20 protein-coding genes are annotated in these 20,172 nt (G+C 74.5%); 8 read left to right on the top strand and 12 right to left on the bottom strand.

The window, feature by feature from the left end; translation table 11 throughout:
- Positions 1-11: 11 nt before the first annotated feature.
- Positions 12-1,103: a ferredoxin reductase gene (locus ACWIX6_RS10625; protein WP_448616818.1), complete on the bottom strand. Its 1,092-nt coding sequence runs from the start codon at positions 1,101-1,103 to the stop codon at positions 12-14.
- 107 nt (positions 1,104-1,210) lie between these two features.
- Here ACWIX6_RS10625 and ACWIX6_RS10620 point away from each other — a divergent pair, with 107 nt between their 5' ends.
- Positions 1,211-2,401: a PucR family transcriptional regulator gene (locus ACWIX6_RS10620; protein ID WP_448616817.1), complete on the top strand. Its 1,191-nt coding sequence runs from the start codon at positions 1,211-1,213 to the stop codon at positions 2,399-2,401.
- Positions 2,402-2,422: 21 nt separating this feature from the next.
- On the opposite strand, the gene mug is transcribed toward ACWIX6_RS10620, so the two are convergent.
- Complete coding sequence (gene mug, locus ACWIX6_RS10615; RefSeq protein WP_448616816.1) at positions 2,423-2,938, bottom strand: G/U mismatch-specific DNA glycosylase; 516 nt, start codon at positions 2,936-2,938, stop codon at positions 2,423-2,425.
- A gap of 45 nt (positions 2,939-2,983) precedes the next feature.
- Here mug and ACWIX6_RS10610 point away from each other — a divergent pair, with 45 nt between their 5' ends.
- The 3 genes from ACWIX6_RS10610 to ACWIX6_RS10600 are packed head-to-tail and all read left to right on the top strand — an operon-like array spanning position 2,984 to position 5,333.
- Positions 2,984-3,553 carry a sugar O-acetyltransferase gene (locus tag ACWIX6_RS10610; RefSeq protein ID WP_448616815.1) on the top strand — a complete coding sequence of 190 codons (570 nt, stop codon included), beginning with the start codon at positions 2,984-2,986 and terminating at the stop codon, positions 3,551-3,553.
- Complete coding sequence (locus tag ACWIX6_RS10605; RefSeq protein WP_448616814.1) at positions 3,550-4,137, top strand: TetR/AcrR family transcriptional regulator; 588 nt, start codon at positions 3,550-3,552, stop codon at positions 4,135-4,137. Before ACWIX6_RS10610 ends, ACWIX6_RS10605 begins: the two co-directional genes overlap by 4 nt.
- A complete protein-coding gene (locus ACWIX6_RS10600) occupies positions 4,134-5,333 on the top strand; it encodes an MFS transporter (RefSeq protein ID WP_448616813.1) in 1,200 nt (399 codons plus the stop codon). The genes ACWIX6_RS10605 and ACWIX6_RS10600 overlap by 4 nt, the downstream gene beginning before the upstream one ends.
- Positions 5,334-5,348: 15 nt before the next feature.
- Here ACWIX6_RS10600 and ACWIX6_RS10595 read toward each other — a convergent pair whose 3' ends face one another.
- From ACWIX6_RS10595 to ACWIX6_RS10565, 7 genes are all read right to left on the bottom strand, one after another.
- Entirely contained in the window at positions 5,349-5,726 is a 378-nt protein-coding gene (locus ACWIX6_RS10595; RefSeq protein WP_448616812.1) for a DUF4267 domain-containing protein, read from the bottom strand.
- A 29-nt stretch (positions 5,727-5,755) separates the two neighbouring features.
- Complete coding sequence (locus ACWIX6_RS10590; RefSeq protein ID WP_448616811.1) at positions 5,756-6,307, bottom strand: hypothetical protein; 552 nt, start codon at positions 6,305-6,307, stop codon at positions 5,756-5,758.
- Positions 6,304-6,948 carry a class I SAM-dependent methyltransferase gene (locus ACWIX6_RS10585; RefSeq protein ID WP_448616810.1) on the bottom strand — a complete coding sequence of 215 codons (645 nt, stop codon included), beginning with the start codon at positions 6,946-6,948 and terminating at the stop codon, positions 6,304-6,306. Before ACWIX6_RS10585 ends, ACWIX6_RS10590 begins: the two co-directional genes overlap by 4 nt.
- The gene (locus tag ACWIX6_RS10580; protein ID WP_448616809.1) at positions 6,945-9,254 is read right to left on the bottom strand and encodes a glycoside hydrolase family 3 C-terminal domain-containing protein; all 2,310 of its coding nucleotides are present in this window, start codon (positions 9,252-9,254) and stop codon (positions 6,945-6,947) included. The genes ACWIX6_RS10585 and ACWIX6_RS10580 overlap by 4 nt, the downstream gene beginning before the upstream one ends.
- A 301-nt stretch (positions 9,255-9,555) precedes the next feature.
- On the bottom strand, positions 9,556-10,749 hold the full coding sequence (locus ACWIX6_RS10575) for a glycosyltransferase family 4 protein (RefSeq protein WP_448616808.1): 1,194 nt from the start codon (positions 10,747-10,749) through the stop codon (positions 9,556-9,558).
- 62 nt (positions 10,750-10,811) lie between these two features.
- Positions 10,812-11,639: a mycofactocin-coupled SDR family oxidoreductase gene (locus ACWIX6_RS10570; RefSeq protein WP_448616807.1), complete on the bottom strand. Its 828-nt coding sequence runs from the start codon at positions 11,637-11,639 to the stop codon at positions 10,812-10,814.
- A 52-nt stretch (positions 11,640-11,691) separates the two neighbouring features.
- Positions 11,692-12,183 carry a DUF5313 family protein gene (locus ACWIX6_RS10565; protein ID WP_448616806.1) on the bottom strand — a complete coding sequence of 164 codons (492 nt, stop codon included), beginning with the start codon at positions 12,181-12,183 and terminating at the stop codon, positions 11,692-11,694.
- Between the two features lie 80 nt (positions 12,184-12,263).
- Here ACWIX6_RS10565 and ACWIX6_RS10560 point away from each other — a divergent pair, with 80 nt between their 5' ends.
- Positions 12,264-13,163 (top strand): aminoglycoside phosphotransferase family protein, encoded by a 900-nt coding sequence (locus tag ACWIX6_RS10560; protein WP_448616805.1) that lies wholly within the window; start codon positions 12,264-12,266, stop codon positions 13,161-13,163.
- Between the two features lie 97 nt (positions 13,164-13,260).
- The gene (locus tag ACWIX6_RS10555; protein ID WP_448616804.1) at positions 13,261-14,457 is read left to right on the top strand and encodes a DUF222 domain-containing protein; all 1,197 of its coding nucleotides are present in this window, start codon (positions 13,261-13,263) and stop codon (positions 14,455-14,457) included.
- Positions 14,458-14,597: 140 nt separating this feature from the next.
- On the opposite strand, the gene ACWIX6_RS10550 is transcribed toward ACWIX6_RS10555, so the two are convergent.
- The gene (locus ACWIX6_RS10550; RefSeq protein ID WP_448616803.1) at positions 14,598-15,389 is read right to left on the bottom strand and encodes a hypothetical protein; all 792 of its coding nucleotides are present in this window, start codon (positions 15,387-15,389) and stop codon (positions 14,598-14,600) included.
- Between the two features lie 551 nt (positions 15,390-15,940).
- On the opposite strand from ACWIX6_RS10550, the gene ACWIX6_RS10545 reads away from it, so the two are divergent.
- Positions 15,941-16,894, top strand: a complete 954-nt coding sequence (locus ACWIX6_RS10545; protein ID WP_448616802.1) for an IS481 family transposase — start codon at positions 15,941-15,943, stop codon at positions 16,892-16,894.
- A 336-nt stretch (positions 16,895-17,230) separates the two neighbouring features.
- Here ACWIX6_RS10545 and ACWIX6_RS10540 read toward each other — a convergent pair whose 3' ends face one another.
- Both ACWIX6_RS10540 and ACWIX6_RS10535 read right to left on the bottom strand, forming a co-directional pair.
- Positions 17,231-17,830, bottom strand: coding sequence for a hypothetical protein (locus tag ACWIX6_RS10540; RefSeq protein WP_448616801.1), 600 nt, complete (start codon positions 17,828-17,830; stop codon positions 17,231-17,233).
- Positions 17,831-17,839: 9 nt separating this feature from the next.
- A complete protein-coding gene (locus ACWIX6_RS10535) occupies positions 17,840-18,988 on the bottom strand; it encodes a zinc-dependent alcohol dehydrogenase (protein WP_448616800.1) in 1,149 nt (382 codons plus the stop codon).
- Between the two features lie 214 nt (positions 18,989-19,202).
- On the opposite strand from ACWIX6_RS10535, the gene ACWIX6_RS10530 reads away from it, so the two are divergent.
- The gene (locus tag ACWIX6_RS10530; protein WP_448616799.1) at positions 19,203-20,144 is read left to right on the top strand and encodes a proline iminopeptidase-family hydrolase; all 942 of its coding nucleotides are present in this window, start codon (positions 19,203-19,205) and stop codon (positions 20,142-20,144) included.
- Positions 20,145-20,172 lie beyond the last annotated feature (28 nt).

Here is a 20,172-nt window from a genome sequence, read left to right as displayed (position 1 = left end):
GGTGGGGTCGGTCAGTGGTCGATGGCGCAGGCGCCGGCGGCGGCGCTGACGCAGGTCTGCACCAGCACGCCGTCCCCGGGGACGGCGGTGGTCACCTCGCCGTTGCGCAGGTCGCGGACCGCGCCCTCGCGCAGCGGCAGCACGCAGCCGAAGCAGATGCCCATCCGGCACCCGCTGGGCATCAGGACGCCGGCCTCCTCGGCCGCGTCCAGGATCGGGGTGGCGCCGTCGGCGTCCACGGTGGTGCCCGACCCGGTGAAGGTGACCGTGCCGCCCTCGCCGGTCACCAGCACCGTGGGGCGGAAGCGCTCGGTGTAGAGCCGGTCGGCCAGCCCGGCCGCGGCGAAGTCCGCCTCGAGCGCCTCCAGCATGCCGACCGGGCCGCAGGCCCAGGTGGCGCGCTCGGCGAGGTCGGGCACCAGCGCGGCGATCGCGGCGGCGTCCAGCAGGCCGGCGGAGTCGGTGTGCTGCTCGACCAGCCGGATCCGGCCGGCGGCGGCCAGCGCCCGCAGCTCGGCGCCGAAGACGACGTCGTCCGCGGTGGGCGCGGAGTGCACCAGGACGACGTCGGTGTCCGGCCCCTCGTCGAGGTGCCGGAGGATGCCCATCACCGGGGTGATGCCGGAGCCCGCGGTGACGAAGAGGACCTTGGCCGGCCGCTGCGCCGGGAGCACGAACTTCCCGGCGGCCTGGTCGAGCTGGACGACGGTGCCCGGCCGCAGGGCCCGGACCAGGTGGTTGCTGACCTTCCCGCCCGGGATCGCCTTCACCGTGATGCTGATGCACCCGTCGGCCCGGCCGCGGTGCGAGGTGAGGGAGTAGGCCCGCCACTGGCGGACGCCGTCGACGTCGACCCCGATGCGCACGTACTGGCCGGGGACGTGCCCCTGCCAGCCCCGGCCGGGCCGGATGACGACGGTGGCCGCGTCCCGGGTCTCCGGCTGCACGGCGACCACCCGGCCGCGCAGCGCGGCGCCGGACCGCAACGGGTCCACCAGGTCGAGGAAGTCGGTCGGCACGAGGGGCGTCGTCGCCAGCTCGGCGACGCGGAGCACGCCGTCGCGCAGCGCGCGCAGCGGGCGCCGGGCAGCCGGGCGTTCCACGGTGGACGTCATACCTCGATACTTCCCACCCGGTCCGGCGAGTACCTGTGCTCCGGACGTGAATCGCGCGGTAGCTTTTGTCCTCTCCGAACAAGAGAGGTGCCGTGGTGTCGAGCCGGACCACCGTCCCCGCCGAGGTCGCGGCGGCCATCCGCGCCGGGCTCCCGACGATCGCGGAGCGGACCGTGGCCGCCATCGTGGTGGAGGTGCCCAGCTACACCGACGCGTTCGGCGGCGAGATGGGCCGAGCGATCGAGAACGCCGTCCAGCTGGCCCTCGGCGGGTTCCTCGAGCTCGCAACCTCCGGCGGGGACGCCGACGCCGGCACCCCGATCGACCCTGCCCTGGACGGCGCCTACGCGCTGGGTCGCGGCGAGGCCCGCGGCGGCCGGTCGATGGACGCCCTGCTGGCCGCCTACCGGGTCGGCGCCCGGGTGGCCTGGCGGGAGATGAGCGGCACCGCGGTCGCGGCCGGCCTGACCGTCGAGTCGCTGGCCCGGTTCGCCGAGCTGGTCTTCGCCTACATCGACCGGCTGTCCGCCTCCAGCGTGGCCGGGCACGCCGACGAGCTGGCCGTCGGCGGGCGGGTCCGGGAGCGCTACCTGGAGCGGCTGGCCGCGCTGCTCGTGGCCGGTGCGCCGTCCGCCGACCTCACTGCCGCCGCCGAGAAGGCGGACTGGGCGCCGCCACGCTCGCTGACCGCGGTGGTGCTGCCCGAGGCCCGCGCCCGCGGCGCCCTGCTGCTGCTGGACCCCCGCACGCTGCAGTCCGGCGAGGGCGGGCTGCCGCCCGGGTCCGACGAGCTCACCGTGCTGCTCGTCCCCGACGCCGACGGCGCCGCCCGGCCCGGCCTGCTGCGCGGCCTGGAGGGCCGGGCGGCCGTGGTGGGCCCGGCCCGGCCGTGGCAGCAGGCCGCCGCCTCCTGCGAGCGGGCGGTCCGGGCGGTCCGGCTCGGCCTGGAGCCCGACGGCACCGCGCCGCTGGACACCTCGGCCCGGCTGGCCGACCTGGTGCTCCGGGCCGACGAGGAGTCCCTCGCCGACCTGCGGGCGCAGGTGCTCGCGCCGCTGGCAGGACTGGCGGCCGGCGCGCGGGACAAGCTGGTGGAGACCCTCCGGGCGTGGCTGCTGCACCACGGCCGGCGGGAGCGGATCGCGGCCGAGCTGTTCGTGCACCCGCAGACGGTGCGCTACCGGATGGGGCAGCTGCGCGAGCGCTACGGCGACCGGCTGGACGACCCGGGGACGGTCCTGCAGCTCACCCTGGCGCTGGGCCTCCCCGACCGTCCCAGCCGGTGAGGGGGCCGCACCCGGCGGCGGTCAGGACGCGGGCGCGCGGAGCTGGGCGTAGAGCCGGGCCAGGTCCGGCAGCTGGTGGTGGGCGTTCAGCCCGCTGGGGTTGGGCACCGCGAAGGTCCGCGCGCCGCCGACCCGCTCGGGCTGCAGGCCCAGGGCGGCCCGGGGCCGGTCGAACGCCTGCCGCCAGGCGGTGATCCCCAGGACGGCGAGCGTCCGCGGCCGGTACCGGGCCACCAGCTCGGCCAGGGCCGCCGCCCCGGCCCGCAGCTCGGCCGGCTCGAGCTCGGCCGCCGTCCGGGTCGGGCGGTCGACGATGTTGGTCACGCCCAGCCCGTAGCCGAGCAGCTCGCGGTCCTCCTCGGGTGTCAGCCGGCGCGGGGTCAGGCCGGCCAGGTGCAGCGCGGGCCAGAAGCGGTTCCCCGGGCGGGCGAAGTGGTGCCCCACCTCCGCCGAGCGCAGCGACGGGTTGATCCCGCAGAACAGCACGTCCAGGCCGGGGGCGACGACGTCCGGCAGCGGCTTGCCCAGCCGACCCACCTCCCGCGCGTACGCGCGTACGCATCCATGTGTACGGTCGTACACATGCTGGACGACGGGCGCACCATGCGCGAGCGGATGCTGGCCGGCGACCCCTACATCGCCGACGACCCGCAGCTCGCCGCGGACAACGCCCGGGCCCGGTCGCTGACCCACCGGTACAACACCATGGACCCGAACGACGGCGCGCTCCGCCGGGAGGTGCTCACCGAGCTGCTGGCCGCCTTCGGGCCCGGCAGCGAGATCCGGGCGCCCTTCTCCTGCGACTACGGGCAGCACATCTCCGTCGGCGCGCGGACGTTCGCCAACTTCGGCCTGGTCGTCCTGGACGTCGCCCGGGTCACCATCGGCGACGACGTGCAGATCGGCCCGTACGTGCAGCTGCTCACCGCCACCCACCCCCTGGAGCCGGGGCCGCGGCGGGACAAGTGGGAGGGCGCGGCCCCGATCGTCATCGGCGACAACGTGTGGCTCGGCGGCGGGGTGGTCGTCTGCCCGGGCGTGACCATCGGCGCCGACACCGTCGTCGGGGCCGGCGCCGTCGTCACCCGGGACCTGCCCGCCGGGGTGCTGGCGGTCGGCACCCCGGCCCGGGTCGTCCGCCCGCTGCCGTGACCCTCGACCCGGGCTCCCGCCCGGTCCGCCGGCACGACCCGCACCGCGCCGACCGGATCGTGGACGCCGCGCTCGACGTGATCGCCGAGCACGGCGTGCCGAACACCACGCACCGGCTCATCGCCGCCGCCGCGGACGTGCCGCTGGGCTCGCTGACCTACCACTTCGCCAGCCTGGACGAGCTCCGTGCCCGGGCGTTCACCCGGCACGCGGAGCGGATGGCAGAGGTCTACGAGGCGCACTTCGCCGGGGTCCGGGACGTGCCCGGCCTGGTCGAGGCGGTGACCGCGCTGGTGCACGGGGACGCCGGCGCCGACGCCCGCGACTGGGCGATCGCCTACGAGCTCTACCTCGCCGCGCTGCGCGACCCGGCGCTCCGCACGGTCACCGAGTCCTGGATGCGGCGCAGCCGCAGCGTGCTCGAGCGCTTCGTCGACCCCACCACCGCCCGCGGGGTGGACGCCCTCGTCGAGGGGCTCGTGATGCACAAGATCCTGTCCACCGCCCCGGCTACCCGGGACCAGACCCGCGAGATCGTGGCCCGCGCCGTGCGGCCGACCGGTACCGCAGAGGAGACGTCGTGACGGCCACCGACAGCCCCGCCACCCCGTCGGTCGGCGAGGTGCGGGCCGCCGTCCGCGCCACGTACGCCGCGTTCATCGGCGCCGGCTTCGCCTTCGCCAGCTGGGCGGCCCGCATCCCCCAGGTGCGCACCCGGCTCGAGCTGGACCCGGCCGCCCTCGGCCTGGTGCTGCTCGCGCTCGCTGCCGGGTCGGTGGTCGCCCTGCCGCTGTCCGGGCCGGTCATCGCCCGGCTGGGCTCGCGGCGCACGGTCGTCCTGATGTCCTGGCTGCTCACCGCCGCCCTCGTGGTCATCGCCGTCGGCCACCTCGCCGGCGTCGTCCCGCTGGTCGTCGGCCTGTTCCTGATGGGCTTCGCCAACGGCGCGTGGGACGTCGGGATGAACGTGCAGGGCGCCGTCGTCGAGCGGCACCTGGGCCGGCCGATCATGTCCCGGTTCCACGCCGGCTTCAGTCTCGGCACGGTGGCCGGCGCGCTCATCGGCGCGGCCATGGTCGCCCTGTCGGTGTCGGTGACCGCCCACCTGCTCGCCGTCGCCGCCGTCGTGGGCGTGCTCGTGCCGGTCGCCGTCCGGGCGTTCGTCCCCGACGTCGACGAGGGCGCGGCCGCCCCGGAGGGCGGCGCCGGCGGGGTGCTCGCCGCCTGGCGGGAGCCGCGGACGCTGCTCATCGGTCTGTTCGTGCTGGCGTTCGCCTTCGCCGAGGGGACGGCGAACGACTGGATCACCGTCGCCCTGATCGACGGCCACGGGACGTCGGAGGCGATCGGCACGCTGGGGTTCGCGGTGTTCCTCACCTCGATGACCGCCGCGCGCTGGGTGGGTCCGGGGCTGCTGGAGCGGCACGGCCGGGTGGCCGTCGTCCGGCTGCTGGCCGGGCTGGCGGTCGGAGGGCTGCTGCTGTTCGTCTTCGGCCCCAACGCCCCGGTGGCCTTCGTCGGCGCGCTGCTGTGGGGGGCGGGGACGTCGCTGGGGTTCCCGGTCGGCATGAGCGCCGGCGCGGACGACCCGGCCCGGGCGGCGACCCGGGTCAGCGTCATCGCCTCGATCGGCTACTGCGCCTTCCTGGCCGGTCCTCCGCTGATCGGCTTCCTCGGGCAGCAGGTGACCGTGCTGCGGGCGCTGACCGTCGTCGCCGTGCTGCTGGCGGTGGCCACGGCGATCGCCGGGTGCCTGCGGGAGCCGGCCGCCCGGGACTGAGCGGCGGCCGCGCGGTCAGGACCGGTGCCAGCGCACCGCGCCCGCCGCGGCCAGCGACAGCACGGTCAGGGACAGCCCGACGCTGCGCCGGGCGACGTCGCCGCCGCGGCCGGCGACCAGCACTGCGGCGGCGTCCAGCCCGGTGAGCAGCAGGGTGACCTCGGTGGTGCGGCGGGCCTCGGGGACCGGGGTGGCCAGCAGCGCCGCGCCCATCGCGATGTTGCGGGCGGCGATCAGCCGCACCAGCAGCGGCAGCGCCACGTCCCCGGTCGCCGCCGCGTCCCGCACCCCCAGCACACCGGCCATCGCCCGCGGGGCGAACAGCGCTCCGGTGCCCAGCCAGATCGACAGGCTCCCGATGATCTTCCGGGTGGTGTCCCAGGGGTCGCTCACCGCCCGGGGATGCCCGCCGTCCGGCCGGCTCAACCCGCACCGTCCCCGCGCCCCCGCCCGGCGGCGAGGACCAGGACGACGGCGAGGAAGGGCAGGGTGAGCCAGCTGGCCACCGCGTCGCTGGCCGTGGCGACGGCGAAGCCGGCCGCGGACGGGTCGTCGAGCGGGCCGACCACCCGGTGCAGCCCGATCGCGGCCACCGACGCCGGCAGCGTCACCAGGGCGGACACCCCGCCGCCGAGCAGCACCCCGGCGAGGACCGTGCCCGGCGCCCGGCGGACCGCCCGCGCGGCAAGGGCGACCCCGCGGCCGAGCGCGCCGCGGAGACGGAGCCCGCCGTCCGTGGGGAGACCGGCCACCACGCCGGTGAGCCACAGCTGGGCGGCCAGGCCGGTCAGGAACCCGACGACGTCGACCAGGAGCGCGGCGGCGATCCGCGGGTCGTCCCACACCAGCAGCTGGCGGAGCACGTCCGGGACGGTGTTGAGCAGGGTGATCCCGGCGGAGGCGGCGTAGACGGCACCGGCGTGCCGGCGCAGGAGCCGGAGCGCGGACCGCACCGCCGGCGCCGGTGCGGTCACTCCTTGACCGCGACCAGGGCCGTCCAGCACCCGGCGACGCGGGTCTCCTGGGCCGAGACGCGCAGACCGGCGTCCCGGCAGGCCGCGGCGAGGGACTCCGGCGTCGGGCGGTCGCCGTCCGCCGGGTGGAACGAGACCGCCCGCAGCGGCCGGCTGTCGACGATCCGCGCCGTCATCTCGCAGCTGTAGAAGCGCCCCCCGGGCCGCAGCACCCGGGCCGCCTCGCGCACGGCGTCGCGCCAGGCGGCGCAGTGGTGCAGCACGTGGTAGCCGAACACCGCGTCGTAGGAGGCGTCCGCCCCGGTGAGCGCCGTGGCGTCGCCCTCGGTGACGCGGACCCGGTCGCCGAGGTCCGCGACGGCGTCCCGGCAGGCCCGGACGCTGGCCGGGTACAGCTCGACGCCGTCGACCCGCGCGGCGCCGAACAGCTCCAGCGCCAGCCGCAGACCGGTGCCGCGGCGGCCGGTCCCCAGCTCGAGGACGTGCCCGTCGGGGACCGCGCCGCCCAGCCGGCGCAGGACCGGGGCCTCGAAGCGGCGCTGCGCGGCCGCCCGGGGGCGCGAGTCGACCCACAGCCGGTTGGCGTCGACCCGGGTCCGCGGGACGGGACGGGCCTGACCTGGGCGGTCCGGGGCACTCACGCGGGGGTCCTCCTCGGGCTGACGGATGGACTCGGCATGCCCGCCGGGGCAGCCGCGCAACCCTCGCCCCGGGCCGCGTCGGCGCGGGCCAGCAGCGAGGCGAGCTCCCCGGCGGGCACGTCCGCGCCCATGTCCGACAGGAACCGGCGCATCGGCATCGACCCGATCATCAGCAGCATCCCGGCGTCCCCCTGGGGGTCGTCGTCCCCGCCGGAGAGGCCCCGCCGCAGCAGCGCCGAGGTGTCCCCGCCGACCACCGGGTGGCCGACCCAGTCCTCCACCGGGGACTCCAGCGTCAGCGCGGGGACCAGGTCGTCCCCGGCCAGGGTCACGGTCGCCTCCGCCACGACGTCCGCGGCGCTCTCGCCGATCTGGACGACGTGCTCCCCGGGCGCGACGACCCAGCCGCCCTCGCGGACGTCGTAGTAGGCGAAGGCGCGGCGGTCCAGCTCGAGGGTCACCGTCCGGCTCTCCCCCGGCTCGAGGGACACCTTGGTGAAGGCGCGCAGCTCCCGCGCCGGACGCCGGACCGGCCCGGCGTCCGTCGCGACGTAGACCTGCACCACGTGCCTGCCCGCCCGCGCACCGGTGTTGGCGACCGTCACCGCCACCGTGGCGGAGTCGTCCCCGGTGGCGGTGACCCGCAGGTCCCGCGTCTCCACGGTGGTGTAGCCGAGCCCGTGGCCGAACGGGTACCGGGCCGCGACGCCGGCGGTCTCATACCAGCGGTAGCCGACCATCACGCCCTCGCCGTAGCGGACGTGCCCCTGCTCCCCCGGGAAGTTGAGGAAGCTCGGGGTGTCCGCCAGCCGGACGGGGACCGTCTCGGCCAGCCGACCGGACGGGGCCACCACGCCGTACAGCAGGTCGGCCAGCGCGCCGCCGCCGGCCTGGCCGAGCAGGGCGCCGTCCAGCACGGCGTCCACCCGGTCGTGCCAGCCCTCCACGGTGACGACCCCGCCGTGGGACAGGACGACGACCGTCCGCGGGCTCACCTCGGCGACCGCCCGGATCAGCTCCACCTGGGCGGCCGGCAGGTCCAGGGTGGTGCGGTCGCGCCCCTCGGACTCGTCGGACTCCGCCAGCCCGGCGAAGACGACGGTGACCTCGGCGGCGCGGGCCACGGCCACCGCCTCGGCCCGGAGCGCCGCGGCGTCCCCCAAGCCGTCCAGGGTGGCGCCGGGGGCGAACTCCACCGGCCCGCCGGCGAGCGCGCGGACCGCGTCGAGCGCGGCGTCGACGCGGGTGGCGTGCACGCGGGAGCTGCCGCCGCCCTGGTACCGCGGGGTGCGGGCGAACTCGCCGACGACGGCGACGCGGGTGCCCGGGCGGAGCGGCAGCGTGCCGGCGTGGTTGACCAGCAGCACGGCGCAGTCGGCGGCCAGCTCCCGCGCCAGGGCGTGGTGGGCGTCGGCGTCGAAGCCGTCGGCCGGTCCGGTGACCAGGGCGGCCAGCCCGGCCACGCGCGCGGCGCTGACGTCGACGAGCGACTCGTCGAGGCCGCCGGTCCGCACCGCCTCGACGACCCGCCCGTTCCCGGCCCCCCGGTCGCCGGGCATCTGCAGGTCCAGCCCGGCCGCCAGGGCGGCCACCCGGTCGTCGACCGCGCCCCAGTCGGAGACCACCGCGCCGGGGAAGCCCCACTCGTCGCGCAGCACCTCGGTGAGCAGCCAGCGGTGCTGGGAGGCGTAGACGCCGTTGACCTTGTTGTAGGCGCACATGACGGTGGCCGGCCGCGCCTCGGTGACCACCCGCTCGAAGGCCGGGAGGTAGATCTCGCGCAGCGTGCGCTCGTCGACGTCGGCGCTGACCTGCATGCGCTGCGTCTCCTGGTTGTTGGCGGCGAAGTGCTTGACCGAGGCGCCGACGCCCTGTGCCTGCTGGCCGCGGACGTGCGCGGCGGCCAGCACACCGGCCAGCAGCGGGTCCTCGGAGTAGTACTCGAAGTTGCGGCCGCACAGCGGACTGCGCTTGATGTTCACCCCCGGCCCGAGCACGACGTGCACGCCGAGCGCACGCGCCTCCCGGCCGACGGCCGCGCCGATCCGCTCGGCCACCTCCGGGTCCCAGCTGTTCGCGACGGCGACCGCGGGCGGGAAGCAGGTGGCGGGCAGGCTGTCGCGCAGACCGACCTCGTCGAACCCGGCGGCTTGCCGTCGGACGCCGTGCGGACCGTCGGTGAGCACCACCGAGGGCAGGCCGGCCTCCTCCACCGGGGCGGTCGACCAGAAGTCCTGCCCCGACAGCAGCAGCGCCTTGCGCTCCAGTGGCAGGGCGCTCACGTCGGGCGGGGCGGCGTCGGCCATGGCCCGATCATGCCGGTCCCCCACCGGGCCCGTCGGCGCCGGAAGCGACCCGACCCGCGGCGGCGGGCCCTGATGCTGCGATGCTGGGCGGCAGACGCCCCACCACCCGGGAGGTGCAGCACCGGTGTCCTCCCCCGTGGACCCTCCTGGACCGGACCCGGCCGAGGACGGCGGGGACGCCGTCTGCTGGCTGGACCGGGTCTGCCCCGCCTGTGGCCGGCTCGACGACGGTCCGCCGCCCGAGCGCTGCCCGGGCTGCGGTGCCCCCGTGGGGGCGGCCGGACGCTGACGGTCCCGGCGGTCAGCGGCCGCCGAGCCGCCGCAGCACGTCCTCGTACACCGCGAAGGTGTCGGCGGCCATCCGCTTGGCAGTGAAGTCCGCCAGGTACCGGCGTCGTCCCGCACCGCCGTAGTGCGCCCGCAACTCGGGGTCGGCCAGCAGCTCCGCCAGCGCGGCCGCCAGCGCGCGGGTGTCCCGCAGCGGCACCAGGAGGCCGGTCTCGCCGTGGACGACGACCTCCGCGGTGCCCAGGACGTCGGTCCCCACCACGGGCAGCCCGAGGTCCATGGCCTCCAGCGCGGCCAGCGGGAGGCCCTCCTGCCGGGACGGCAGCACGAAGACGTCGGCGGCGTCGAGCAGCATCCGGGCGTCGGTGCGGTGCCCGGGCAGGTGGACGTGGTCCGCGATGCCGAGCTCGGCGACCCGCCGGGTCAGCAGGCCGCGCATCGACCCCTCACCGAGCACGACGACCGCCACGTCCGGGAACCGCTCGACGAGCGGGGGCACGGCCTCGACCAGCAGGTCGTGGCCCTTCTGCCGCACCAGCCGGCCGACGGTCAGCACGACCGGCTGGTCGGGCCCCAGCCCCAGCTCCGCCCGCGCGGCCGCGCGGCCCGGGCCCGGGCCGCGCGGGACGATGCCGTTGGGCACGGTGACGATCCGGCCGGCGGGCACGCCGACCCGCTCGTAGCTGCGCTGCATGCTCTCCGACACCGCGATGAGCTGGTCGACGGGGCGGATGGCGCGGGTGAAGCGGACCAGCTTGCGCGGTGCCCGGAACAGCCACGGCTGGTGCTGGGTCTGCACCACCGCCGGCACGCCGGCCCGCCGCGCGGCCCGGGCGCCGTCGAAGTCCTCCCGGCCGCTGCCCACGTGCAGGTGGAAGACGTCGGCGGGGTGCTCGCCCAGGAACGCGACGATGGCGTCGCCGAAGGCCGGGTCCCGGGGGTGCGGCAGGGCGTGCGCGGTCGCGCCCACCGCGGCGGCGCCGTCCAGGACCCGCCGGCCGGCGACCGTGTCCCAGCACAGCACCGAGACGTCGGCCCCGGGCAGGAACTCCACCGCCAGGTCCAGCATGTGCGACCCCATGCCCGACGGGTTGGCCGACGGCGTGTACAGGCAGATGGACAGCCGCCGGTCGCCCAGCGACCGGAGGGCCTCCGGCCGGGGGGTGCCCGGGTCCCTGTCCTGCCCGTCGCCGATCGACCCCGCCATGCCGTCCCCTCGCTCGACCGGGGAGTTGGCTGATGGGCGCGGACGCGCCACCCGGCGAACGCTCAGTAGTACTGCATGCCGGCGTCGACGGACAGGTGTTCGGCGGTGATGAACCTCGCCTCGTCGGAGGCCAGGAACGCGACCGCGTTGGCGATCTCCTCCGCCTCCATCCAGTTCTGCGGCAGGAAGACACCGCTCATCCCGGCCAGCGGCGGGTTGCTGGCGACCGTCCGCTCGATCGCGGCGACCATGTCGCCACTGCCCATCGGGGTCGCCACGGCGCCCGGGTGCACGGAGTTGACCCGGATGCCGTGCTTGCCGAGCTCGGCGGCGAAGGCGCGGGTCATGCCGGTGACGGCGTGCTTGCTGGTCGTGTAGTGGATCATGAAGGGCTGCATCTTCTTGCCGGCGTAGGAGCTGATCAGCACGATCGACCCGCCGGCACCGCCAGCGACCATGTGCGGTGCGGCGGCCATGACGGTGTTCCACACGCCGGTGACGTTGACGTCCATGGTGTCCCGGAACATCTCCGGGGTCGTCTCGTCCCAGGTCGCCGGGATGCAGATGCCGGCGTTGGCCACGACGACGTCCAGCCGGCCGAACTCCGCGACGCCGGCGTCGACGAAGGACTTCATGTCCCCGAGCTCCCGGACGTCGCCCCGGTGGGTGAGCACCCGGCGGTCGAGGGCCTCCACCAACCGGGCGGTCTCCGCGAGGTCGTCGGGCGTGGCCGAGTCGTAGGGCACGCCGGGCAGCGGGCCGGCCAGGTCCAGCGCCAGGACGTCGGCGCCCTCGGCGGCCAGCCGGAGCGCGTGTGCCCGGCCCTGCCCGCGCGCGGCTCCGGTGACGAAGGCGACCTTGCCCTGCTGGCGCTGCGGAACGGTGCTCACCGGGGGTGCTCCTCGGTCGTCGGGACCGGCGCGGTGCGGCCCGCCGGGAGGGTCAGCGACCCTGGCGGGCACGGTAGCGGGCCGCCCGCTTCGCGGCGGCGGCCCGGCGCCGGTCGGTCTCGGCGGCGGCCCGGCCGATCGCGGCCCGGTCCCGGACCGCCTGGGCGGTCCCGGCCGGGTACCCGGCCTTCTTGACCCGGTTCTCGGTGGTCTCGGTCATGTAGGCCAGGGAGAAGATCAGCCCGAGCAGCAGGCCGCCGAGCGCCGTCATCCCGCGGATCCAGAACGGGCCGGGGACGAGCAGCAGCACCAGGAGGACCGGCAGGGCCATCTGCACGGCGGCGCGCAGAACGTGCCGCAGGGCCCAGCCGGCGGTGGTGGTGTCGTGCAGCACCCAGCCGGAGTGCCTGGCGGGCAGGCCGCCGCCGAGGGCGTACCAGAGCCAGCGCAGGACGCCGGGCCGTTCCCGTCCGCCCGGGGGCGGGGCGACGGGGGCCGGGGGCCGGTGGCCGTCCGAGGGGACCGCGCCGTGGGAACCGGACATGGGACCACGCTACGCACGGACGAGCGGCCCTGAGGGAAGTCGGTTGCCTCCTGGGGGTGTCCCTGGACACCATGCCGGGGATGGCACCGCGGGGCATGCACACCGGCCAGGTGCCGACCGACGTCGATCTGGTGCGCCGGCTCGTCCGGAGGCAGTTCCCGCGGTGGGCCGCCCTGCCCGTGCGCGCCGTCGCCACCACCGGCACCGACCACGACGTCTACCGGTTGGGGGACGAGCTCGTCGTCCGGCTGCCGATCGTCGACTGGGCCGCCGGCCAGGCGGCGTCCGAGGCCCGCTGGCTGCCGGTGCTGGCGCCGTACCTGCCGCTCGCCGTCCCCGTCCCGCTGGCGCTCGGCGAGCCCGGCGAGGACCACCCGTTCCCCTGGGCGGTCTGCCGGTGGCTGCCGGGCCGGGACGCCCACGGCAGCCTCCGGGACCTCGACCGGGCCGCGGACGACCTGGCGGGCTTCGTGCGCGCGCTGCGCGGCGTGCCGACGACGTGCGCACCCGAGCGCCCGCCGGGCGCCCGCGGCGGGCCGCACGCCGAGCGGGACGCGTCGGTGCGGGGGTGCGTCGCCGTCCTCGGGGACCGCGTCGACGGCCCGGCAGTCCTCCGCTGCTGGGAGCAGTCGCTCGAGGCGCCGCCGCACGCCGGTCCGGAGGTGTGGCTGCACGGCGACCTGCTCGCCGGCAACCTGCTGGTCGTGGACGGCCGGCTGTCGGCGGTCATCGACTTCGGCGGGCTCGCCGTCGGCGACCTGGCCTGCGACCTGCAGCCGGCCTGGCAGCTGTTCCACGGGCGCAGCCGCGCCCGGTTCCTCGACGCGCTGGACGCCGACCCGGCGGCGCGGCTGCGCGGGCGGGGGTGGGTGCTGTCCCAGGCCGTGATGGCGCTCCCCTACTACTGGGACACCAACCCGGCGATGGTCCGCCAGGCCTCGGCCGCACTGTTCCAGGTACTCGCCGACACCGACGACTGAAGGCGCCATACCCCATCTGAGCTGCGCTTTCGTCTTGCGCCCACGCTCTCGCCGCGGTAGTCTTCGAACGCGTGTTCGAGACGGTGGGAGGTGTCCGGTGGGCGAGTTGACCTCCGTACTGGACGCCTTTGCCGCCGATGACCTCGACTCGCTGGCCGGCCCTGCACTGCTGGACCGGACGGCGGAGCTGCTGGCGGCACGGAACCGCATCGACGCCGAGCTGGCCCGCACCGTGCGCAGGAGCGACCTGACCCAGGCCTGCGAGCACGACGGTATGCGGACGATGCAGTCCTGGTCGCGCGGGCACGGGCGGCTGTCCTCGGCGGCCGCGTCACGACTCGTGCACTCCGGTCGGGCGTTGGAGCACCTGCCCGCGGTGGCCGCCGCGTTCGCCGCCGGGGCGGTGACCGCGGAGGCGGTGGCGGTGATCGCCTCGATCACCACGACAGACCGGCTGGCAGCGGCGGCGGAGCAGGACGTCGACCTGGCCGAGATCGACCAGGCGCTGGCGCTGGTCGCGGCCACCCAGCCCCACGACACGCTCAAGCAGACCGTCGAGCGGTACAAGGCCACCCTGGACCCCGACGGTCCCGAGCCGGACCCCACCGAGGAGCGGCGGCTGAGCCTCGCGAAGCACGCCGAGGGCGGGAGTGGTCGATTCGAACTGGACACCGTCGGGTTCGAGAAGGTCCAGGCCTCACTCGAGTCGATCGTGCAGGCCAACCGCCCCGAAGGCGACACGCGCACCCGGTCCCAGCAGCTGGCCGACGCCCTCGTCCAACTGTGTGACAACGCCCTCGCCTCCGGCAACCTCCCCTTCTTGCGGACGGTGAAGCCGCACGTGGTCGTCTCCCTCGACGTCGAGGACTTCGCCGATGAGGCCACCGGCCACGGTGCGGCCGAGACCGGGTTCGGGGCGCGGATCTCCGCCGAGCGGGCGCGCTGGCTGGCGTGTGACGCGGTGCTCTCCCGGGTGGTGATGGGACCCGGCGGAGTGCCGCTGGACCTGGGGCGCACCCACCGGGTGGTCACCCCCGGACTGCGCCGAGCGGTCGTCGCCCGGGACAAGACCTGCGTGTTCGCCGGATGCGGCGCCCCGCACTGGTGGGCTGACGTCCACCACCTCGTGCACTGGGTCCACGGCGGCGAGACCAACCTCGAGAACTCAGCCCTGCTCTGCGAACGCCACCACACCAAGGTCCACCACGGCTTCCGGGTCGAACGACCACCCGACGGCCGATGGCGCACCTACCGCCCCGACGACACCGAGATCCTCATCGGCCCACGCCTGTAGCCCCGGTGGAGCACGTACGAGTGCCGGAACGGCCGGCTGCCCCCGGCAGAGCGCTCCGCCGCTGTCCGGGGCAACTTGGACCGGGCATGGGCGAGGGCGGCCGCGCAATCGGAGGTGCGGCGCCAAAGGCCGACCAATCACTATCGCCCAGACGCGCGCATGAGCTCGAATAACGCTTCAAAGGCAGCGTCATAGAGACTTGCCAACACTTGATCCGCACGGGCGTGTGGAAATGCTCGTTGAACAAGTGGCTCACCAAAGTACAGCTGGAACGAGATATTGGTTGTTGCCATCGCCACATCGACCATAGAGCCCGACCCGGTCCACAGTGCGGCGCCCGCCTCAAGCGCGAGGCGGGTTTCGTCCTCGAAGTGGAAGCCGAAGGGGCTGCGTCCCACCATCAAGCCGAACTCGCTCGTCCGTCGGTCCGATGTCATCAGCGTTGTCGCGATGCCTCGATGTTTATCAACGATGTCAAGCTCGTGAAGCAGCCAAAGACTTTGCCCTAACGGGTTCGACCCACCAGGCCATGCCTCCAACTGCTTGATCTCTTGAGATACTCGCGGGTCCGCCCGGTTAAAGCCACGTTCGCACAGCTTTTTAGTCACTTCATCCTCGTTTCGGGGCGCCAAGCGAAGGATGGGAAAGGTCGTCTTATCGTCGGCATCGGGCACCACGGCGTATGCGAAATGGTCCAGCGCCGCGCGGATGTTGTGCACGCAATCTCCAGCGAGAAGGCTCAGGCTAAGTAGTGCCGAGTCGACCCAATCCTCCAGTTGCGTCACATAGATTTCGCACAGCTCTTCATTGACTTCGCGAACCCCCACCTTCACCGGCGGGCGGTTTGCGAACTTGGAGAGTTCGTCAATGAACTCGCCTTGCAGGTCCATAGCTCTGTTCATCTTCGCGGTGGCGCCGAGAAAAGCATTCACGGTCGAGTACTCTAGCCGCGCCGGGCGACGCGCGTAACACACGAGACGGTCGGAGAAGTAGCGATCTGAGGCCTGACGGGACGACGTGCTGAAGAGAGACACGACCACTGGGCCGTGAGGGTGAATGTCCTTCCCGTTCTCCCACTGCCGTGCGCGGTCGTCTGTTCCCCTAACCGCCGCGAGACCGCGGTCAAGGGTGCCAAATGCGCCGCGTAGAGGCCGGCAGCGCCCATGACGGTCGCGTGCTCGGCTAGGGGGAAGGCTCAACGCGCCCGATGCGCGTCTAGCCAACTTGGGAATGACCTTTCCGCCGACGCGACTCTGGTTGCGCTGCAGTGGCGCGTGCGTAACGCAGCCCGTCGCCCAAGCCGGTCAGCATCCACTGATGGGCCGGGCGCGCTTGCCCGGGAAGGCCCCGGATCGTGGTCCACGTACTCCTAGGTGTCGTGACCAGGGACGTTGTTGACGGTCGGCGTGGCGGCTTGATCACGTAGGAGACCTCCGGCAGGAGTGGCGGTGCTTGACGTCGCCGTTCCCAACCGGAGGTCTCAGTGGCCCACGCTAATGCCCGCACGACCGTCTATGCCCGCAAGCTGATCGTCGACCGTGTGCTGGCCGGTCACCGGCCCGGCGAAGTCGCAAAACAGCTCGCGATCAGCCGGCAGACGGTCTACAAGTGGGTGCGCCGGTGGCGCGCCGAGGGTGAGGCCGGGCTGGTCGACCGCTCGTCGCGGCCGCACCACACGCCGCGGCGGACCCCGCCGGAGACGACCGCTGCGATCCTGGCCGCGCGGGTCGCCCACCACGCCGGACCGGTCCGGCTGGCCGCGATCCTGGGCGTGGCCGCGTCCACGATCGGCGCGGTGATCGCCCGCGCCGGCCTGCCCCGGCTGGCCGACGTCGACCGGCTGACCGGTCAACTGCTGCGCGGGCGGCGGCACAGCGACCGCCGCTACGAACGCGCCCACCCCGGCGACCTGCTGCACGTCGATGTGAAGAAGCTCGGCCGGGTGCCCGCCGGCGGTGGCTGGCGGGTCCACGGCCGCTCCGATGAGGTCCGCGGCCGCGGCCTGGGCTGGGACTACGTGCACGTGGCCATCGACGATCACACCCGGCTGGCCTACGCCGAGGTGCTGCCCGATGAGCGGGTGGCCACCTGCGCCGGCTTCCTGACCCGCGCAGTCGCCTGGTTCGCCGCGCACGGCGTGACCGTCGCCCGCGTCTTGACCGACAACGCCATGAGCTACCGCAAGGGACGCGCGTGGATTACCGCCTGCGCCCAGCTGGGTATCGCCCGCCGGTTCATCAAGCCCGGCTGCCCGTGGACCAATGGCAAGGCCGAACGGTTCAACCGCACCCTGCAAACCGAGTGGGCCTACGCCACCGCCTGGACCAGCAACGACGAACGCACCGAAGCCCTCGACAGCTGGCTGACCCACTACAACACTGCCCGCAGCCACTCCGCCCTCGGAGGCCGCCAACCGATCAGTCGACTCGCCGCGTGAACAACCTGCATGGTCACGACACCTAGGCCATGGCCATCCCCGTCAGTCTGCCGGCCAACCGACGGCAGTCCTCCAACTGCCGGGGAGACCCCCAGCGTCTTGCCTTCGCGATACTGCTGATCCGGGCGTGAACCGCCACCGCTCGGACGTCCGCCATCGGAGCAACTGGGTCGAGACGAATTCCGTCCGGCCCTGCCCACCAGGCCACGCCACGGGCCCGCGGCGAGCTTGCGAGTCGTGGGGAGGGGGTGGTCCTTCTGCTACCGACCTGACGGCAGCGAGATCCTCATCGGCGCACGGATCTGACTGTGCGCCGCGGCGGCCGAGGCCCGGTGGTCAGCTGCGCAGCGACCGGACGACGGCCCGGGCGCCGACGAAGGCCACCGCGCCCGCCGCGACCCACGGCCCGACCACGATCACCGGGTCGAGGGCCTGGTGGTTGACGTCCGCCCGGCGCTTCCCGAGCCGCGAGCTCAGGCCGGAGTGGGTGAACTCGCTGCGCACCCCGGTCTGGGTGAGCGGCTGGTCGGGCCGCAGCGTGGCGAACGAGCGCAGGTGGCTCTCCCAGGCGTCCACCCGGTCGGCCAGCACCAGCAACAGCCAGTGGGCGGCGCGGCCCTCGCTGTACGTCGCGTACGAGTACTTCCGGATCGCCCCGGACAACCCCTTCGTCGGCTGCGCGGTGCCGAACACCGGGGTCAGGAACGCGTGCTCGATCGACCGCTCCCGCGGCTCCCTCTCCGGCTGCCGGTCCGGGAACGCCCAGTGGGCACCGGTCTCCGCCGGGTACTGCAGCTTCGGGTACGACGGACGGTCGGCCGGGTCCAGGTCCGCCCCCCACCCGGGGATCCGGGCGCGCAGTTCCTCCGGGCTCTCGATCGGGCGCCGCTTGTCCGCGACGTAGGCGATGGGCAGGTCGTTCGGAGGCGTGGTCATGGCGCTCCCTCAGGCGGCGTCGGGCAGGACGATCGGCTTGATGCAGCCGTCCAGCTTGGCCGAGAAGATGTGGTACCCCTCGGCGATGTGCTCCAGCGGGATCCGGTGCGTGACCATGTCCCGCGGCGTCAGGTGACCGTTGCGGACGTGCTCGAACAGCCGGGGCCACTGCCGCTTCACCGGCGTCTGGTTCATCCGCAGGGTCAGCCCCTTGTTCACCGCGTCCCCGAACTTCACCGCACTGAAGATCGGCCCGTACGCGCCCACCACCGCCACCGTGCCGCCCTTGCGCACCCCGTCGATCGCCCAGTTCAGCGCGATCGGTGAGCCGCCCTGCAGCTTCAGCTTCGCCGCGGTCACGTGCTGCAGCAGGTTCCCGTCGGCCTCGGCCCCCACCGCGTCGATGACGACGTCCGCGCCGAGGAAGTCCGTCTGCTTCTTCAGCTCCACCACGATGTCGTCGTACTCGGTGAAGTTGAGCGTCTCCGCGTACGCGAAGCTGCGCGCCTTCTCCAGCCGGTACTCCAGGTGGTCGACCACGATCACCCGGCCGGCGCCCATCAGCCACGACGACTTCGCCGCCACGAGGCCCACCGGCCCGGCCCCGAACACCACGACGGTGTCGCCCTGCGCGATCTCGCCCAGCTGCGCGCCGAAGTACCCGGTGGGCACCGCGTCGGTGAGCAGCACGGCGTCCTCGTCGTGCATCCACTCCGGGATCCGCACCGGGCCGACGTCGGCGAACGGCACCCGCACGTACTGCGCCTGCCCCCCGTCGTACCCGCCCGTGGTGTGCGAGTAGCCGTAGATGCCGCCGACCGCCGTGGCGTTGGCGTTCACGTTGTGGCAGTTGGAGAACAGCCCGCGCGCACAGAACCAGCACGACCCGCAGAAGACGTTGAACGGCACCATCACCCGGTCGCCGACCGCCAGGTTCTCGACCGACGGGCCGACCTGGTCGACCACCCCGATGAACTCGTGGCCGAACGTGTGACCGATCCGGGTGTCCGGCAGCAGCCCGTGGTAGAGGTGCAGGTCCGAGCCGCAGATCGCGCCCATCGTCACCCGGACGATCGCGTCGTTCGGGTGCTCGATCCTCGGGACGTCCTTGTCCTCCACCCGGATCTTGTAGGGGCCGCGGTACACCATCGCGCGCATGGGGGAGCCTCCGGTGGAGCCGTCTGCCGACCGGCTCCCGGGACCGGGGAGCCTCCGCCCAGCCTGCGGCACCCCGCCGTCCGGGGCGACCCGAGCCGGCCCCGGACGCGGTGCCGTGCCCCGGACCGCGCACCACGGCGCCGAGCAGGGCAGACTCGGCGGCCGTCGGCACCACCCGCGACGCCGCCTCGCGGCTCGAGCCCCAGGAGGTCCCGTGCCCGTCCCCGACCCGACCAGCGAGGGCTTCGTCGACTTCGGGGGCTGGCGGACCTGGTACCGGGTCACCGGCGACCTCGAGGGCAGCCGGGCGGCCGGGCGGGCGCCGCTGGTCGTGCTGCACGGCGGCCCCGGCGCGACGCACGACTACACGCTCTCCATCGCCCGCCTCGCCGAGCAGGGCCGCGCCGTCGTCCACTACGACCAGCTCGGCGCCGGCCGCTCCACGCACCTGCCCGACCGGGGCGCGGACTTCTGGACCGTGCAGCTCTTCCTCGACGAGCTCGACGCGGTGCTCGGACACCTGGGCATCGCCGACCGGTACGCCCTGCTCGGGCAGTCCTGGGGCGGCATGCTCGCCGCCGAGCACGCCGTCCGGCGGCCGGCCGGACTGACCAGCCTGGTCATCGCCGACTCACCCGCCTCCATGGAGCTCTGGGTCAGCGAGGCCAACCGGCTCCGCGAGGACCTGCCGCCCGACGTGCAGGCCACCCTGCTGCGGCACGAGGCCGCCGGCACCACCGGCGACCCGGAGTACGCGCGCGCCGAGCAGGTCTTCTACGACCGGCACGTCTGCCGGATCGTGCCGAACCCGCCCGAGGTGGCCGCCAGCTTCGCCGCCATCGAGGCGGACCCGACCGTCTACCACACCATGAACGGCCCGAGTGAGTTCCACGTGATCGGCACGCTGCGCAGCTGGTCGGTGGTCGACCGGGTCTCCCAGGTCGCCGTCCCGACGCTGGTGGTCACCGGCGCGCACGACGAGGCCACCCCCGCCACCGTCCGCCCGTTCGTCGAGGGCATCCCGGACGTGCGCTGGGAGGTCTTCGCCGACTCCAGCCACATGCCGCACGTCGAGGAGGAGGACCGCTACCTCGCCGTCGTCGGGGCGTTCCTGCAGGCGCACGACCTGGACGAGCACGACCGCACACCGGTCTGAGCCCCTCCCGTCCCGCAGAGAGAGAAGG

Source organism: Modestobacter sp. URMC 112 (assembly GCF_053502575.1).
Note: the sequence above shows the minus strand (reverse complement) of the source record. Positions and strands in the feature narration are given on the sequence as shown.

What these genes read in the sequence shown, in the direction of transcription:
- ACWIX6_RS10610 (WP_448616815.1), top strand. Translation starts at nt 2,984, where the DNA reads ATGCTGGACGACGGGCGCACCATGCGCGAGCGGATGCTGGCCGGCGAC.
- ACWIX6_RS10580 (WP_448616809.1), bottom strand. Translation starts at nt 9,254, where the DNA reads ATGGCCGACGCCGCCCCGCCCGACGTGAGCGCCCTGCCACTGGAGCGC.
- ACWIX6_RS10575 (WP_448616808.1), bottom strand. Translation starts at nt 10,749, where the DNA reads ATGGCGGGGTCGATCGGCGACGGGCAGGACAGGGACCCGGGCACCCCC.
- ACWIX6_RS10565 (WP_448616806.1), bottom strand. Translation starts at nt 12,183, where the DNA reads ATGTCCGGTTCCCACGGCGCGGTCCCCTCGGACGGCCACCGGCCCCCG.
- ACWIX6_RS10560 (WP_448616805.1), top strand. Translation starts at nt 12,264, where the DNA reads ATGGCACCGCGGGGCATGCACACCGGCCAGGTGCCGACCGACGTCGAT.
- ACWIX6_RS10540 (WP_448616801.1), bottom strand. Translation starts at nt 17,830, where the DNA reads ATGACCACGCCTCCGAACGACCTGCCCATCGCCTACGTCGCGGACAAG.
- ACWIX6_RS10535 (WP_448616800.1), bottom strand. Translation starts at nt 18,988, where the DNA reads ATGCGCGCGATGGTGTACCGCGGCCCCTACAAGATCCGGGTGGAGGAC.